General features: G+C 62.2%; 12 protein-coding genes and 3 pseudogenes. 4 read left to right on the top strand and 11 right to left on the bottom strand.

Features of this window, described 5'->3' with window-relative positions:
- Positions 1 to 26: 26 nt before the first annotated feature.
- From METLW3_RS0120245 to METLW3_RS0120235, 3 genes are all read right to left on the bottom strand, one after another.
- Positions 27 to 1,502, bottom strand: coding sequence for a HAMP domain-containing sensor histidine kinase (locus METLW3_RS0120245; RefSeq protein WP_024881628.1), 1,476 nt, complete (start codon positions 1,500 to 1,502; stop codon positions 27 to 29).
- Positions 1,499 to 2,173 carry a response regulator transcription factor gene (locus tag METLW3_RS0120240; protein WP_024881627.1) on the bottom strand — a complete coding sequence of 225 codons (675 nt, stop codon included), beginning with the start codon at positions 2,171 to 2,173 and terminating at the stop codon, positions 1,499 to 1,501. The genes METLW3_RS0120245 and METLW3_RS0120240 overlap by 4 nt, the downstream gene beginning before the upstream one ends.
- A gap of 90 nt (positions 2,174 to 2,263) precedes the next feature.
- Complete coding sequence (locus tag METLW3_RS0120235; RefSeq protein WP_024881626.1) at positions 2,264 to 2,647, bottom strand: hypothetical protein; 384 nt, start codon at positions 2,645 to 2,647, stop codon at positions 2,264 to 2,266.
- A 403-nt stretch (positions 2,648 to 3,050) separates the two neighbouring features.
- Between METLW3_RS0120235 and METLW3_RS0120230 the strand changes: the two genes are divergently transcribed.
- From METLW3_RS0120230 to METLW3_RS25960, 3 genes and pseudogenes are all read left to right on the top strand, one after another.
- The gene (locus METLW3_RS0120230) at positions 3,051 to 3,767 is read left to right on the top strand and encodes an outer membrane beta-barrel protein (RefSeq protein WP_024881625.1); all 717 of its coding nucleotides are present in this window, start codon (positions 3,051 to 3,053) and stop codon (positions 3,765 to 3,767) included.
- Between the two features lie 24 nt (positions 3,768 to 3,791).
- Positions 3,792 to 4,310: pseudogene (locus METLW3_RS29355) on the top strand (hypothetical protein); the annotation flags it as partial.
- Positions 4,271 to 5,347, top strand: a complete 1,077-nt coding sequence (locus METLW3_RS25960; RefSeq protein WP_245267454.1) for an IS91 family transposase — start codon at positions 4,271 to 4,273, stop codon at positions 5,345 to 5,347. The pseudogene METLW3_RS29355 and the gene METLW3_RS25960, both read left to right, overlap by 40 nt.
- Positions 5,348 to 5,631: 284 nt before the next feature.
- On the opposite strand, the gene METLW3_RS29350 is transcribed toward METLW3_RS25960, so the two are convergent.
- Positions 5,632 to 5,925, bottom strand: a complete 294-nt coding sequence (locus tag METLW3_RS29350; protein ID WP_157096323.1) for a hypothetical protein — start codon at positions 5,923 to 5,925, stop codon at positions 5,632 to 5,634.
- 142 nt (positions 5,926 to 6,067) lie between these two features.
- On the opposite strand from METLW3_RS29350, the pseudogene METLW3_RS29345 reads away from it, so the two are divergent.
- Positions 6,068 to 6,189: pseudogene (locus METLW3_RS29345) on the top strand (transposase); the annotation flags it as partial.
- A 149-nt stretch (positions 6,190 to 6,338) separates the two neighbouring features.
- Here the strand turns inward: METLW3_RS29345 and METLW3_RS0120210 are convergent.
- From METLW3_RS0120210 to METLW3_RS25950, 7 genes and pseudogenes are all read right to left on the bottom strand, one after another.
- Complete coding sequence (locus METLW3_RS0120210; RefSeq protein ID WP_024881622.1) at positions 6,339 to 6,986, bottom strand: TauD/TfdA family dioxygenase; 648 nt, start codon at positions 6,984 to 6,986, stop codon at positions 6,339 to 6,341.
- Entirely contained in the window at positions 6,983 to 8,635 is a 1,653-nt protein-coding gene (gene mbnF, locus METLW3_RS0120205; protein WP_024881621.1) for a methanobactin biosynthesis FAD monooxygenase MbnF, read from the bottom strand. Before mbnF ends, METLW3_RS0120210 begins: the two co-directional genes overlap by 4 nt.
- Before the next feature lie 64 nt (positions 8,636 to 8,699).
- Positions 8,700 to 9,986 (bottom strand): hypothetical protein, encoded by a 1,287-nt coding sequence (gene mbnM, locus METLW3_RS0120200; RefSeq protein WP_024881620.1) that lies wholly within the window; start codon positions 9,984 to 9,986, stop codon positions 8,700 to 8,702.
- Positions 9,983 to 10,555 (bottom strand): methanobactin biosynthesis protein MbnC, encoded by a 573-nt coding sequence (mbnC, locus tag METLW3_RS0120195; protein WP_083967349.1) that lies wholly within the window; start codon positions 10,553 to 10,555, stop codon positions 9,983 to 9,985. The genes mbnM and mbnC overlap by 4 nt, the downstream gene beginning before the upstream one ends.
- Positions 10,527 to 11,363, bottom strand: a complete 837-nt coding sequence (gene mbnB / locus METLW3_RS0120190) for a methanobactin biosynthesis protein MbnB (RefSeq protein ID WP_024881618.1) — start codon at positions 11,361 to 11,363, stop codon at positions 10,527 to 10,529. Before mbnB ends, mbnC begins: the two co-directional genes overlap by 29 nt.
- A gap of 83 nt (positions 11,364 to 11,446) precedes the next feature.
- Positions 11,447 to 11,530: a methanobactin gene (mbnA, locus tag METLW3_RS29340; RefSeq protein ID WP_083967350.1), complete on the bottom strand. Its 84-nt coding sequence runs from the start codon at positions 11,528 to 11,530 to the stop codon at positions 11,447 to 11,449.
- Positions 11,531 to 12,177: 647 nt separating this feature from the next.
- Positions 12,178 to 12,812 (bottom strand): annotated as a pseudogene (locus METLW3_RS25950) (IS6 family transposase).
- Positions 12,813 to 12,960 lie beyond the last annotated feature (148 nt).

Genomic DNA, 12,960 nt, shown 5'->3' with positions numbered 1-12,960 from the left:
AGGTTGTCTCGAGCGCAGTGCGGAGCTCAACTGGTTCGCGCGACGCAACTGGATTTGATGGCAGGCTTCTTAGCTTCCGCCAGAGGCAACTGCAGCCGGATATGTGTGCCTATCCACGCGCCGTCGAGGATTTCGATGGCGCCGCCGTGCAGGCGCGTAATCTCGAGAGCGAGGCTCAGGCCCAGACCTGCACCGCTCGAGCGCGGGCGTAGTCGATAGAACGGATCGAACACGCGTTCGCGCTCGTCGAGAGGGATTCCAGGTCCCTCGTCGTGGACTTCCACTCCGCCTGTTTCGTCGACCACGACAGTGATGCAGCCCGAGCCGCCGCCGTGCTCAATGGCGTTGCGCAAAAGATTGGCCACGGCGCGCTCGATCTGCTGCGGCCGGACGCAGACCGGCGCTTTGCCGTCGGACGGTTCGAACGAGAACTCATACCCGGCCTCCAGCACCAGCGGCGCGAAATCGGCGGCGAGCATCCTCGCCAGATCGACCAGATCGACCACGTCGCGCGGGCCGGTAGAATGATCGAGCACCTGACGATCGAGCAATTGCTGCGCTAGATGCGACAGCCGCTCGATATCCTTCAGCAGGCGCCGGCTTTCCGGATCCTCGCGCAGCAATTCAGCGCGTGTGCGCAATATGGCGATCGGAGTGCGCAGTTCATGTGCAGCGTCCATGAGGAAGCGATTGCGCTTCTCATAGCCTTCGCCGAGGCGGGCGAGCGCACGGTTGAATGCCTGCACCAGCGACGCGATCTCCTGCGGCACGTCCTCGGTCCGCAGTTGCACGGCACGATTGTCGATGTCGATGGCGCCGGCTTCCTCGGCGGTGGCGACAAGCCCGGCGAGCGAACGGCGCACGACCGCCGGCGTTGTCAGCAGCGTCGTGAAACCCATGACAGTGACGATCGGTAGCAGCGCGACGAGCGTGACGATGACCAGGATCGGCCCGACGCGCAGCCAGTTGGTGCTGCCATCAGCGTTACGGGCGAGATCGATATGCAGGTCGACATTGATCTCGACGCCCGTATTTTCGTCACGTGAGGCGATAGTAGACGCCAGCACGCCTACTCGCCCCGCGGGCGAATCCAGATTGGCGTAGGACGCGGCAGGGTGCGGGCATTCCGGCTCGAAGGTCAAGGTTGCACGATCGACTTGTCTGAGCAGCTCGTCGCCGCCGCTAACATAGGCGGCAGGGACATTGCCTCGCCTGAGCTCCTGGCTCTTTTCGTCTCGCACCACGAACCAAAGGCCGGGGAAGCTTTTGCGGAAGCTCTCGAGCTCAAACGTGTCGCGCAAAATGAGCCGACCATCGCCGTCTCGGCCCAAGGCGCCCGCCACCAGCTGCGTAGCCACCTCGTTATCGACAGCAAGACGCGGCTGCGCGATGAAAAACACCAGAGTGAGCAGGCCGAGGAAGACGAGCAGCGTGGCTGCCTGCAGCAGGATGAGCCTGCGCACCAGCACCCATTGCAACGAATATGGATTGGACTTTTTCATGAGGTGGCGCGCAGGAGATAGCCGAGATTGCGGATCGCCCTGATCTCGACGCCGGCGCGGGCCTCGTCGAGCTTGCGGCGAAGCCGTGAAAGATGAGAATCCAGCGCATTGGAGCCGATCTCGTCATCCATGGCGTAGACCGATTCCTCCAGCGTCGCGCGTAGCACCGCCCTGCCTGGGCGGCGAACCAGCGCCTCCAAGGCCAGTTGCTCGCGGCGAAGCAGTTCCAGTGGTTTGTCGCCGACCAGCGCCTCGCGGTGGTGAAAATCATAGGTGAGGCGGCCTATCACGATCGTCTCGGAACGCAGGTTTGCTGGCCGGCGCTTCAAGGCGCGGAGCCGCGCCATCAGCTCCTCGACGGCGAAGGGTTTGGTCAAATAGTCATCTGCGCCGCCATCGAGGCCAGCGACACGGTCGTCCAGGCCGCCGAGCGCCGTCAGCATCAAGATCGGCGCATCGACATGGCTGGCCCTCAGCTTTGGGATCAAATCGAGCCCCTCGCCGTCGGGCAGGCGGCGGTCGAGAACGAGCGCGTCATAGAGACCGAAGGCGGCGGCCGCCTCGGCGTCGGCGATCGTCGCCACATGGTCGACGATGATATGGCGGCGACCCAGCGCCGATTTCAGCACGGAAGCCATCTCCGGCTCGTCTTCGAGCAGCAGAATGCGCATTGTATCCCTCACGTCTCGTCACGCGCAGGCGCCGCCCGTAGCGGATATCCGAGGCTGCCTTGCGGCGATTTTCCGACAGGCTCGAACGCCTCACTCACATTCGAGCCTCGGCTTGCGAAAGCTCGTCACATACCAATCCTTGCCCCCGCCGCGTGCGTAAAATGTGTAGAAACATTCCCGCTCCTGGACATAACCCGGTGTCACCGTTTCTTCGTAGCGCGCGCCGCGCCAAGTATTCTTGATCTCACCGCTGGTCGAGCCGGCCACTACATCGGTTGAAACCTTGCGCCATTGATATGCGCGCTCGTCACGGCCGAGTTCGAGCACGGTGGAGGGTGGGCCGTAATCGATGATGACATCTTCGACCGGCCTGCCGACATAATTCTTCATGATGTCGGAAGCGCAGCCGACAAGAAGGGTTGTCGAGGCGAGCGCGGCGGCCGCGTATGCAGCGCGAATGGTATCGGAAGACATGGCGGATCCCGTTTAGCGTCACTGCCCGGCTGCTGGCGGTTGGCAGCGCGTTGGCGTGTTATTCGGCGAGCAGATTGCGGCCTTGCTCAGACGAGGCGATGTCGCCTGTCGCTATGCGACAGAAGTGTGCGTCCCCAGCCCCTTTGCAGGCGGGCGCAGACAAGGCAAAAAGCGGGGATGGCGGAACAGAAAAGATTGCGCATGACGATCCTCGAGCGAACGGGAGAAAAATAATATCTGCATTAAAAATCTATCTGACAAGAGATTTTATTATGCAATCGACGCTGTCGCTGCAATGTTCATGCAATCTAGCAAGCATAGACTTCATTTAGCGGTCAGACCGCACATGCCTGGAAGGTCAGTTACGCATACCTACTCTCATCTTCTCCACCGAGAACAGCAGATGACATGTAAACACCGCTTCACCGCCCTGGTCCTGATTTTCTGCACGACGGCCGCCGACGCCGCTGATTTGCCGCGCAGCTACTTCGTCCCTCCCCCGCCTGTTTTCGTTCCCCCGCCGCCTGTCTTTCTGTTCGAAGGCTTCTATGTCGGCGCACAGATCGGCTATGCGCGGACTGCGACCCGCCTGCGGAATGTGTTTGTCCCGACCGGAGCGACGCTCACGTCGAGGACCATTCACGGCGACAGTTTAATCGGTGGCCTACACGCAGGCTATGATTGGCACAGCGGTCCGCTTGTGTTCGGCCTCATCGGGGATATCAATTTCGCGAACGCCCGCAGCTCGGCGGAGACGGTCTTCGGCGACAGCGTCGTGGACAGGGTCGGCCTACAGGGGTCGATGCGTGGCCGCGTCGGCTATGCCTTCGATCGCATTCTCTTCTATGCAACAGGCGGATTGTTCCTCGCGGATGTCTCGAGACATTACTACTCGGGCGCCTTTGCGGCTCATCGCAACGATATTGTCGTCGGCCCTACGCTGGGCCTCGGCGTTGAATATGCGTTAGACGACCGATGGCGCGCCAAGATCGAATATCGCGTCGATGGTCTACCGACGCAACGCGAATATTTCACGCCGATTTCACCCGGCGTGAAGTTGAGGCGCGAGTCCGGCGAGGGAGAAATCAAGCTCGGCTTGAGCTATCGCTTCGGCAATTGATCTGTAAAGCACGCATGTGAAAGCATGCGCCTCGAGGGCATGTCGGGCTCCTCCATTCGGGTCATGGCGCATCGGGGCATGAAGTCGTTCCGCTTTTTCATTGAAACGGCGGACGACTCGGCTTCTGTTTCGATACGTTTCCGACACAAAAACCGCGTCCACGTCGGCTGGCGCCGCTCTACATGCACGTCGAAGTGGATGCGAAGAAACGCTCGGCGTCTGGACTCGTGTGGCATGGGCGAGCAGGGCTGTTCAACGCTCTATACTTTGTCTGATGAATTGATGTTATTTTTCGCTTTTCATGCCTGGAAGTGTCTGAATCTATGGGGAGCAACCCGAATCAGAGGTTGCCCCATGACGACGATCGATCTCGCATCCTGCCTTGCCGCCATCCCGGATCGGCGGCGCGCCGATATTTTTCGCCGCTACGGCGCTGTGTTTCGCGCGGCGCAAGGCGCCCGGCTGTCGCTCGACCAACGCCGCGCGATGGCGGCCATCGAGACGTGCCGGACGGCGGCGCTCGGTGGGCATGTCGAGCGGTGCGAGGACTGCGGCGAGGTTCGCGTCTCGTACAACAGTTGTCGCAAAGGCATTGCCCCAAATGCCAAGGGCTCGCGCGCGCGCAGTGGCTCGTCGATCGTCGCGCCGAGCTCCTGCCGGTTCCCTATTTCCACGTCGTCTTCACCGTGCCGGCGCCGATCGCTGCGATCGCTCTTCAGAACAAGGCGCTCGTCTACGATATTCTGTTCAAGGCGGCGTCCGAGACGATCCGCGTCATCGGCGCCGATCCGAGACATCTCGGCGCCGAGACCGGCATGATCGCCATCCTGCACACTTGGGGGCAGACTCTCACGCATCATCCGCATGTCCTTTGCATCGTGCCGGGCGGCGGCCTCGGGCCGGATGGAGGCTGGGTCGCTTGCCGGCCCGGCTTCTTTCTGCCCGTGCATGTTCTGTCCCGGCTTTATCGTCGCTTGTTTCTCGAGCGCCTGACAGCAGCATCCGACGCCGGCGATCTGACGTTCTTCGGCGATCTCGCGGCGCTGCGAGAGCCGGCTGCGTTCGCGCGATATCTCGCCCCGTCGTACGACATCGAATGGGTCGTCTACGCCAAGCGCCCGTTCGGCGGCGCGCGACAGGTCCTTGAGTATCTCGGCCGCTACACGCATCGTGTCGCTATCGCCAATGGACGGCTGCTGGCGTGCGACGACGGCGCCGTGCGCTTTCGGTGGAAAGATTATCGCGCCAGCAACAAGTCCAAGGCAATGACCCTCGACGCCGGCGAGTTCATGCGCCGCTTCCTCATGCACGTCCTGCCCAAGGGCTTTCGGCGCATTCGTCATTTCGGCTTTCTCGCCAACGCTCGCCGCGCACAGAAGCTCGCGAAAATCCGCGCCGCTCTCGATATTGCCGAACCGCCGCTGGGCGCCGAGCCCGCCGATTATCGCGAGCGCTACGCCACGCTCACCGGCAAGCGCATCGACATCTGCCCCTGCTGCGGCGGCCGCATGGTTGATCTCGGCCCTCTGCCGCGTCCTTCGAAGCCGCGCCACTCGACGCAAAGATGCGACACCTCATGAGGCCGATGGATCACCGCTCGTCCGTATCCGCGAACTTCGACGGACGCATTCCCGCGCCGAACGGGAGCGATCGCCGCGGCGCGCGTTTCGATGCCGCCATCCAGAGATCGCGAGCGCTCGCGTCACCGCAAATCGCGCGTAACTCCGGCGTTATCGACTGTCGTTCCTCTTTCGGCAGCTCGTTGCTCGATCCTCGCGGCGCCTCAAACCTCCGATGGCGCCGTCCAAATCCGGCCCGGCGCATCAGCCTGACGGGCGACTACCTCTGGACCGAGCCGGATATCTCAGGCGACGGCTTCCGACCCCTCAACCTCATCGACGAAGCAGCATAATCGCGGGTGTTCACGCTCTGTCCAAGTTACCGTACAAAAAATCACAAACCTTGAGCTGACCTCCTTTTCGGCGAGGTCGACGAGTTCGTTCGGTGTTCCGCAGCCTTTCAGGGCGCGCATCAGCACACCGAAATTGCGCATCGCGGCGCGGCCGACGCCGAAATTCAGCCACGCGCGAGTGGCGCAGACAGCGTCGCGCGACGCTCCGTTGTCGTACCAGCGCAAATAGTCTGAACCGCGGTTCATGCACACGCCGACACACGAACTCGTGCGGGCCCACGCCGTTCTCCTTACGCGCCGTCGCGTAGCTGATCGCCAACCGGCGGGGACGTTGATGGAAACGACGGCCTTCCATTTCGCGCCGATCGTCGAGCGCATGAGCGCGCTGATGAAGCGGTCTGGCCGCCTGTTCATGGCGAGACTTGGGCGCCGGCGCTCGATCCCGGCCGCGGCCGGACGAAGACGGGCTATCTCTGGGCCGTTCTGCGCGACGACCGCGGGCACGGCGGCGCCCGGCGAAGAGATGATTCTTACGCCCGAGGTGCAATCACCCGTTCATTCTGTCCGTGTTGGAGACGAAGTCGCGGTTCATTCGCGGCGGGACCCTTCGGCGCGGAATCGACGCCAGACCACGTGAAGCGCCGACCTTCGCAATCGTCTCAGTCGCCGATCCAACGGCGCAGCAGGCGCCGCCGGTCGCCGGCAAGCTCTCCGCGACCATGCAACATACGCCTGTTGTCGATGATCAACACGCTTCCCGGGCGTAACGCGATGGCGACGCCGTGTTCCCCGGGAAAGTCGCCGAGCGCCGCGAGCACACGGCAGGCAGCCGGCGAAAGCGACTCCTCGACAATCAGCCAGGGCGCATAATTGACGCGCCAGCCGCCATGTCGATCGCCCGAAAGAAGCGGCAGACTCCCGGCTCCATGCGCGCCCTCGATCGCCGGAAACCGCACCGCGACGCGATTTAAGGCGTTGATTTCCGCCGGCGTCGCGCCGTCGAAAACATGCTTCGTGTCCTTGAGAAGCATTTCGCCGCCAATATCCTGCTGCACGAGGCATAGCCAAACGACGTAGCGGGCGAAGGGCGAGTCGGTATGATAGGCAAGAGGTGCCTCCCGTTTGAAATAACTCGTCGCTCCCGCCTCGACTCGAATTTCGCATTCGTGGATGATCGGCCCGAGCTTGTTGCAGATGTCGTCGTAATCCGCGTCGTCCACGCGATCGGGCGCGAAGAAATAACCGTGGTCGCGGATCTTTTCCCGGATCGCGTCGAGGGACGCCAGCGAAGCGGCCGCCGGAATCATCGCCGATGCTCCGCGGCGAGCGCCTTTGGAGTCGCGCCGATGGCGCCGACGGGGAGACAGCAAATGCGCGCCAGAACATTTTCGAGGACGCGCGACGGGTCCTCGTCCTCGCTCGGCGAGCGCCAGGCGATATACCCGTCCGGTCGCGCCAATAATGCGCCGTCCGCGCCGAGCCCGACCTTATCGAGAAATGTTGCGGACGGGTCGTCGACATCGACGTCCAGGCGGAAACAGTCGAGCGGCGCGCCTCCCTCCGCCGAGCGTCGCGCGGCCTCTATCCACGCGCCGCCGCGCGGACCCGCGAACAGCACGAAGTCACGCCCAATGAGATCATGTGTGGAGACGCTCAGGCCGTTTCGGCGCAGCTCGACATGCGGCAGGCGCGTACCGGGCGAGCCCGACGGCTGCAGCGGGTGTTCCGTCGCCGCGCCGTCGTCCGTCGCATCGGAGACGATGGCGGCGGAGCGATAGCGATAGCCGAGCGCGGCGCTCAGATAGTCCGTTTCATGCGCGCGTACTCTGATCTCGTCCCGATCAGGTTGCAGGCGTTCCACATAATTGGCGAGCTGGCGGGACAGGGCGATATGGGCGACGGGAAGGCGCTCCGCTTGATAGGTGTCGAGAAGCGCCGGCCCTGCGTCGCCCTTCAGCACATAGGCGAGCTTCCAGGCGATATCGGCGGCGTCCTGAAGCGCGGTCTGACCGCCGAGCCCGCCGACGGGTGGCATGAGGTGGGCGGCGTCTCCGGCGAGAAAGACGCGACCCTGCGCCATGCGCGACGCGATTAGCGCCGATTTTCGCCAAAACAGAATATCGATCACTTTCACGTCGATGTCTCCGGCGCCCAGAGCGGCCCTGACGAGCGCCGCGCAGCGCGCCGCATCGAATTCGTCGGGCGACTCCGCCGCGGGATCGAAAGCGATGTTGAGCTGCCCACGATTGGGATCGTCGCAGCTGACGAAGACTCCCGTGAACGCCGCATTGCGCAGATAGCAAAGCACGAAACCGGCGCCGGGAAGAATCGTCGCCAGATCGGCTTCGAACAGAATAGACACGGAGTGCGAGATGACGCCGGGACCCCGCATCTCGATCCCGAGTTGCTCCCGCGTCGCGCCATTCGCGCCGTCCGCCGCGATCATATAGTCGGCGCGCACCTCGATGTCGTCCTCGGCGGCCACGTCATGGAGACGCGCGGTGACGCCGTCCCGATCCTGAACGAATTGCGTGAGCATCGTCGAAAACCGCACATCGGCGCCGAGCGCTCTCGCATGCTCGAGAAAAATGGGCTCGACCCGATCCTGCCCCGCCGTGCAGACCTGCGCCGGCGAAACATTGGGGCCGTCGAAATCGCTTTTGGCGATGAGCGTTCGGATTTTTGGTCCCGTGACCGTTGCCGCGATATAAGCGAGAACGTCGTTCGCCGCCGCGCGGGACGCGCCGAAGAGATCTTTTTCCAGGCCCGGAACGACGCGCAGCAGTTCCATGCTGCGCCGATTGACGCCATGCGCCTTGGGATGGCGGGAGGCGGCCTCGTGGCGCTCCGCCACGAGACAGGAGATTCCGCGCCACGCCAACAGCATTGCCGCCGTCAGCCCCGCGTAGCCGCCTCCGCGAATGAGAACTTGTGTGCGAATGCGTTCGACGCTCATTGCGTTTTCCTTTTCATCGCCGCGCAGTCAGCCAGCGCGACGTTGCGCGCCGCGGCCGGCGGGCTCAACATTGCAAAGCGGGTTGGGGCGTCGGCTCGCGTCGGTCCGAGAGGCGTCTCCAAAGAACGGCCGCGCAAATCGCTTCCGGCACGATCAAGGCGAGATAAGCGACCGCCGGCTCGTCGAGATGCAATCCGAGCGCGGTCAAGGGCAAGGCGACGAAACAGGCGACAAGGCCGTCGACCGCCGCCGCGTCGGCGAAGCGGCCGTCGGCCTGCAAGGCCCCGCGCATGACGCTCGTCGCAAATCTGATGGGAAGCGACAAAGCGAGCGCGGCGACGAATGTCGACCACCAGCGTCCCTCCTGCTGGTATATGGCCTGTCCGATCCAACCGCTGCTCGACAGCAGGATTGTCCCCGCGGCGATGGCGACGGGAATTCCCTGTCGCCATAAATGAACGATTTGGGACGCAATCTCCGCTCGCGGCCATTCCGAAAGACGCAAGGCGAGAAATCTAGTGAGCGCGGTGAAGGGCGTGAAAAGGAGCAGGACGAGAATTTGCCCGGCGGCGTAAGCGTCCGCGCGCGCCGTTTCGAAACGCCCGATCCATGGCGCTGCAAAAAGCGCGAGCGATGTCAGGACGAGAAGTTGAGGCGACAAAACTCTCGCCGCTTCCCATAGCGATTGCGCGAGAAACGACCGCGCGAAGGCCCAGGAGGGAAGCCGCGGAGCCGCGTCGTGATCCCAGCGCGCCGCCGCAAACGTCACAGTCGCTCCGGCCGTCGCGGCGACGAAGCCCGCGATGAAACATCCCTCGAAGCCGAAACCGAGCGGATAGACGAGCATATAGGCGGCCACCGCCTTGAGGACGATCTCGAAGGATTTCCAGCAAAGCGCGACGCGCCCGCGCTCAGTCGCGAACAGGATGAACAGGCCGACGCCGGAGAGGACGCGGAATGGGATCGCGGCCAGATACCAGCCGAGCGCGGATCGAGCGAGACGGACGGCGTCAGTCGTTCCACCGATCAGGGTCAGCCCCGACGGATAGGTCAAGCAGCCAATCGCACCGGCGCCCCCGCCGACAACAAGCGCCACAACCCATAATTGCGCGACGATTCTCGACCTTCCGCAAGTGTCGTGCTCCTTGGCGACGATGACGGAGGCGACGCCCCCCACCGCCGCGACGAGTACGGCGTCGAGGAGGGCGACGCGCGCGAGCAGGGCATATGCCGCCGGCGCGCCGGCGCCTAATCTTGCGATCATCGCCAAGTCGATCTGAAACGAAACCGGCGCGATGGACAGGGTCGCGAGCAAGGGACAAAATCCTCGCCAGAATCCCCTTCCGTTCATAGCGGGAGGCTCCGCCAGCCGGGGAACTCCGCAATCTCCGATCCGGGAGTGGTGAAAAAGCCGAAAAACGCATCTCCGACGGCGATTGGCTGGTCCAGTTCCACCAATTCGACCTGACGGCCCGCGCTCAGGCTGCGGCATTTCCACCCAACGACAAAAGTCGGCGTGGCCGCGCAGCCGATAGCGAGGCCATGCGCCGCGCCGCGGTCTCTAATCGCCCACCGCGCGGCCGAGGCGCCCATGAGCGAAATCAAAAGTTCGTCGCCGAGGCGGTCGCGGAACACCGATTGCCGCAGCCATCGATACAGCCAGAGATAGTAAGACCAGGTGAAGCGAATGCCCTGCTCGCGCGCCCACTCCATGAAAGGCGCGAAAATCGTCATGCCGTCGGGACCAGACAACTCCAGCAGTTCCGGACAGATATCGAAAGTCGAGTGCCAATAGGCGCGCAGACTGACGTCGATCCGGCCATAGGCGCGAGAATTGGGTGGATAGTCCAATATCCGCGAAGGAGATGTCAGAACGTCGAACAACTCACGATCAGTTCGCGCAAGCGATGGCTCGTTCATCCTGCCGCTCCTCGGTCCCGCTGGTGAAAATTTCGCGCAAGCGCCGCAAATCGGCGATGATCGAGTCGTATTCGATATTGCCGTCGCGCTCGTAAGTGATCGTCGCGTCCGGCTTGTCGAAAATATGCCGGCGTCCGCGAAGGAAGGCGAGCGTATCTTCTGCCAACTCTTCCGCATGCGAGTCGTGAACAATATGCGGCGGGTTGACCGCGCGGCTGTAGCCGGCGACGTGAAAGTGATTTGTGGACGCGATCACCTTGTCCCAGGCTTCGAGAGGCGCGCCGCAATTGAGATTGGCGCAGACCGAGTTCGATGCGTCGAAAAGCGCGCCTGCTCCCGTGTCCTGCATCAGCCGCTCGAAAAAGCGCGGCGCTTCCCATCCTCCTTCCATGATCGATGGATAATTCTCGATGAAAATGCGTTGGCCGAGCATTTCCTGCCAAAGATCGACGCGCACGCGCACGCGATCATAATCCCGCGCGTAATCCAGCTCTCCCAAATGAAAGAGATTCACTCCGTGATGAGTGAAGCTCGTGCCATGGTCGGAAACATAAAGCGGCTTCATGTCGCGAATGAACGGACGAAGGCGTGTCGCGAAATCCTTGAGCGCGTCGAGATCCTCGTCGATGAACTCCGAAAACATGATATGAAACCCTGTCGGGCAATCGAACGCTCGCGCCAGCTCCGCCGGCGGGACGCAAAGAAAATTATCGATCAGCAATTCGCAATAATCGATGTGTCCTTCGGCGATCATGCGCCGAACCATTTCTGTCGTCTCCGTGAGTGTGAAATTGAATCCGATCCGCATCGCATTCACCTGTGCCAGCGCATGAAGAATGGAATGTATCGTGCGCCGCCCGAAGGGAGGGCGGCGCACGACAGCTGCGATGCTTAGCCCCAGCAAGCAGTGCCGCAGTCGGCGCCGCTGCGGCCGTTGACGACGAGAGTGGTGCGCTTCACGATGTTGATAGCCATGATAGTCTCCTTGGACGATCAGTCGATGTCGCCGCATCTGGTCATTGGAGCGGCGGGTCGGTCGCCTGCGCGAGCCTTCCGAGATACTGAGACGGTTCTGCATGAAAAAACCCGACACGGAATTCGAATTGTTTGTTTCTGGCGCGCGCCTCGATGCGGTCGTCGTCGACTTGCGTCCGAGCCGACCGAGTAAAAATTCGCGCGCCTTGACCAGATTGCGTTCGACGGCTCTCGTGGAGACGTCGCAGCGCGTCGCGACTTCCGATTGAAATCGTCGATGTGGTAAAGCAGGAAAATTCTTCGACAGATCGGCGGAAGCTCGGCAAGACATGCGAACAACAAGCGCAGCTCATTTGCGCTTTCGATCGCGGTGTCCGCATCCGACGCATGGGCGTCCGACATGAGAAAGAAATCGATTGCTTCGTCGTAGCCGGATTGAATCCGGACCTTCTGCTGGTCGCTACGACAGGATTCGGCCAGTCGAAAGACTACGAGCGTTCCGCCGAGGCGGGCATCGATTGCATCTCGTGAAGCCTATCGATCTCGATTCTCTCAGGCAGATCATACGGAAATCACCGCTCCGCTGATGAGGGTTCCGTCGCAAATTCTTGTTTATGGATGCGACGAGCGTGTGAGAATGACATGGCTTACGCGGCGAGGGCATAGAACTGCTGTGCTGGACGAAATTTGCTCCTGGCCCGCGACTGTCCCTTTCGGATCAAATGCATGAGCTCGATCCCCGAGAGCGTCGCAGCAGCCGATCGAAATGATTTCAAAACCCAACATCGGCCGCGTCACTCGCTTCACCGCTCGATGGTCCTGTTCGACAATATTATTGAGATATCTGATGCGGCGGATTTCGATGTCAGCTTCATGCTCCGCTTTGTAGCGTTCGATCGCTGCCGTGTTGGCGCCGCTCCTGTCGATCGTGATCTTCTGCGGCTCGCCTCGCTGGCGATTCGCCTTGCGCAAAAAGCGCAACGCTGCTTTGCAGTCCCTCTTGGCCGTCAGCAGAAAATCCACCGTTGCGCCTGCCTTGTCGACAGCCGGATACATCGAGTCGCCAGCTCGAACCGACCGCGCGCTCGCCAGCACGAAACCGCCCCTCCAAAAAAGGGGCATATTCGACGACCCAATGGTTGAGCGTCGAATGGTCGACATCGACGCCGCGCTCTTCCATCACTTCCTCGAGTTGGCGGTAGCTCATCGGATACGCCACATACCAGCGGACGCCCCACAAGACCACGTCGCGTTCAAAATGGCTTCCCTTGACATCGATCATCGCACACGTCCGCCAGCTCCACCGCGACCGATCATAGCCCCAACCGACCCGCGACAAAAAGATCGCGGCGGAACCCGCGCGCGGGCATGGTTCCTAGAGGCGGCCGCCGCGACCCGCGGCGGCCGGACGATCAATATTCGACGCGCAG

Source organism: Methylosinus sp. LW3 (genome assembly GCF_000527115.1).
Taxonomy (GTDB): Bacteria; Pseudomonadota; Alphaproteobacteria; order Rhizobiales; family Beijerinckiaceae; genus Methylosinus.
Note: the sequence above shows the minus strand (reverse complement) of the source record. Positions and strands in the feature narration are given on the sequence as shown.

Bases quoted from the DNA above. Each gene is read 5' to 3' on its own strand.
- METLW3_RS0120235 (WP_024881626.1), bottom strand. From the start codon at position 2,647: ATGTCTTCCGATACCATTCGCGCTGCATACGCGGCCGCCGCGCTCGCC.
- METLW3_RS29350 (WP_157096323.1), bottom strand. From the start codon at position 5,925: ATGAACCGCGGTTCAGACTATTTGCGCTGGTACGACAACGGAGCGTCG.
- METLW3_RS0120230 (WP_024881625.1), top strand. From the start codon at position 3,051: ATGACATGTAAACACCGCTTCACCGCCCTGGTCCTGATTTTCTGCACG.
- mbnA (WP_083967350.1), bottom strand. From the start codon at position 11,530: ATGGCTATCAACATCGTGAAGCGCACCACTCTCGTCGTCAACGGCCGC.
- mbnF (WP_024881621.1), bottom strand. From the start codon at position 8,635: ATGAGCGTCGAACGCATTCGCACACAAGTTCTCATTCGCGGAGGCGGC.
- METLW3_RS0120240 (WP_024881627.1), bottom strand. From the start codon at position 2,173: ATGCGCATTCTGCTGCTCGAAGACGAGCCGGAGATGGCTTCCGTGCTG.
- mbnC (WP_083967349.1), bottom strand. From the start codon at position 10,555: ATGAACGAGCCATCGCTTGCGCGAACTGATCGTGAGTTGTTCGACGTT.
- METLW3_RS0120245 (WP_024881628.1), bottom strand. From the start codon at position 1,502: ATGAAAAAGTCCAATCCATATTCGTTGCAATGGGTGCTGGTGCGCAGG.
- mbnB (WP_024881618.1), bottom strand. From the start codon at position 11,363: ATGCGGATCGGATTCAATTTCACACTCACGGAGACGACAGAAATGGTT.
- METLW3_RS0120210 (WP_024881622.1), bottom strand. From the start codon at position 6,986: ATGATTCCGGCGGCCGCTTCGCTGGCGTCCCTCGACGCGATCCGGGAA.
- mbnM (WP_024881620.1), bottom strand. From the start codon at position 9,986: ATGAACGGAAGGGGATTCTGGCGAGGATTTTGTCCCTTGCTCGCGACC.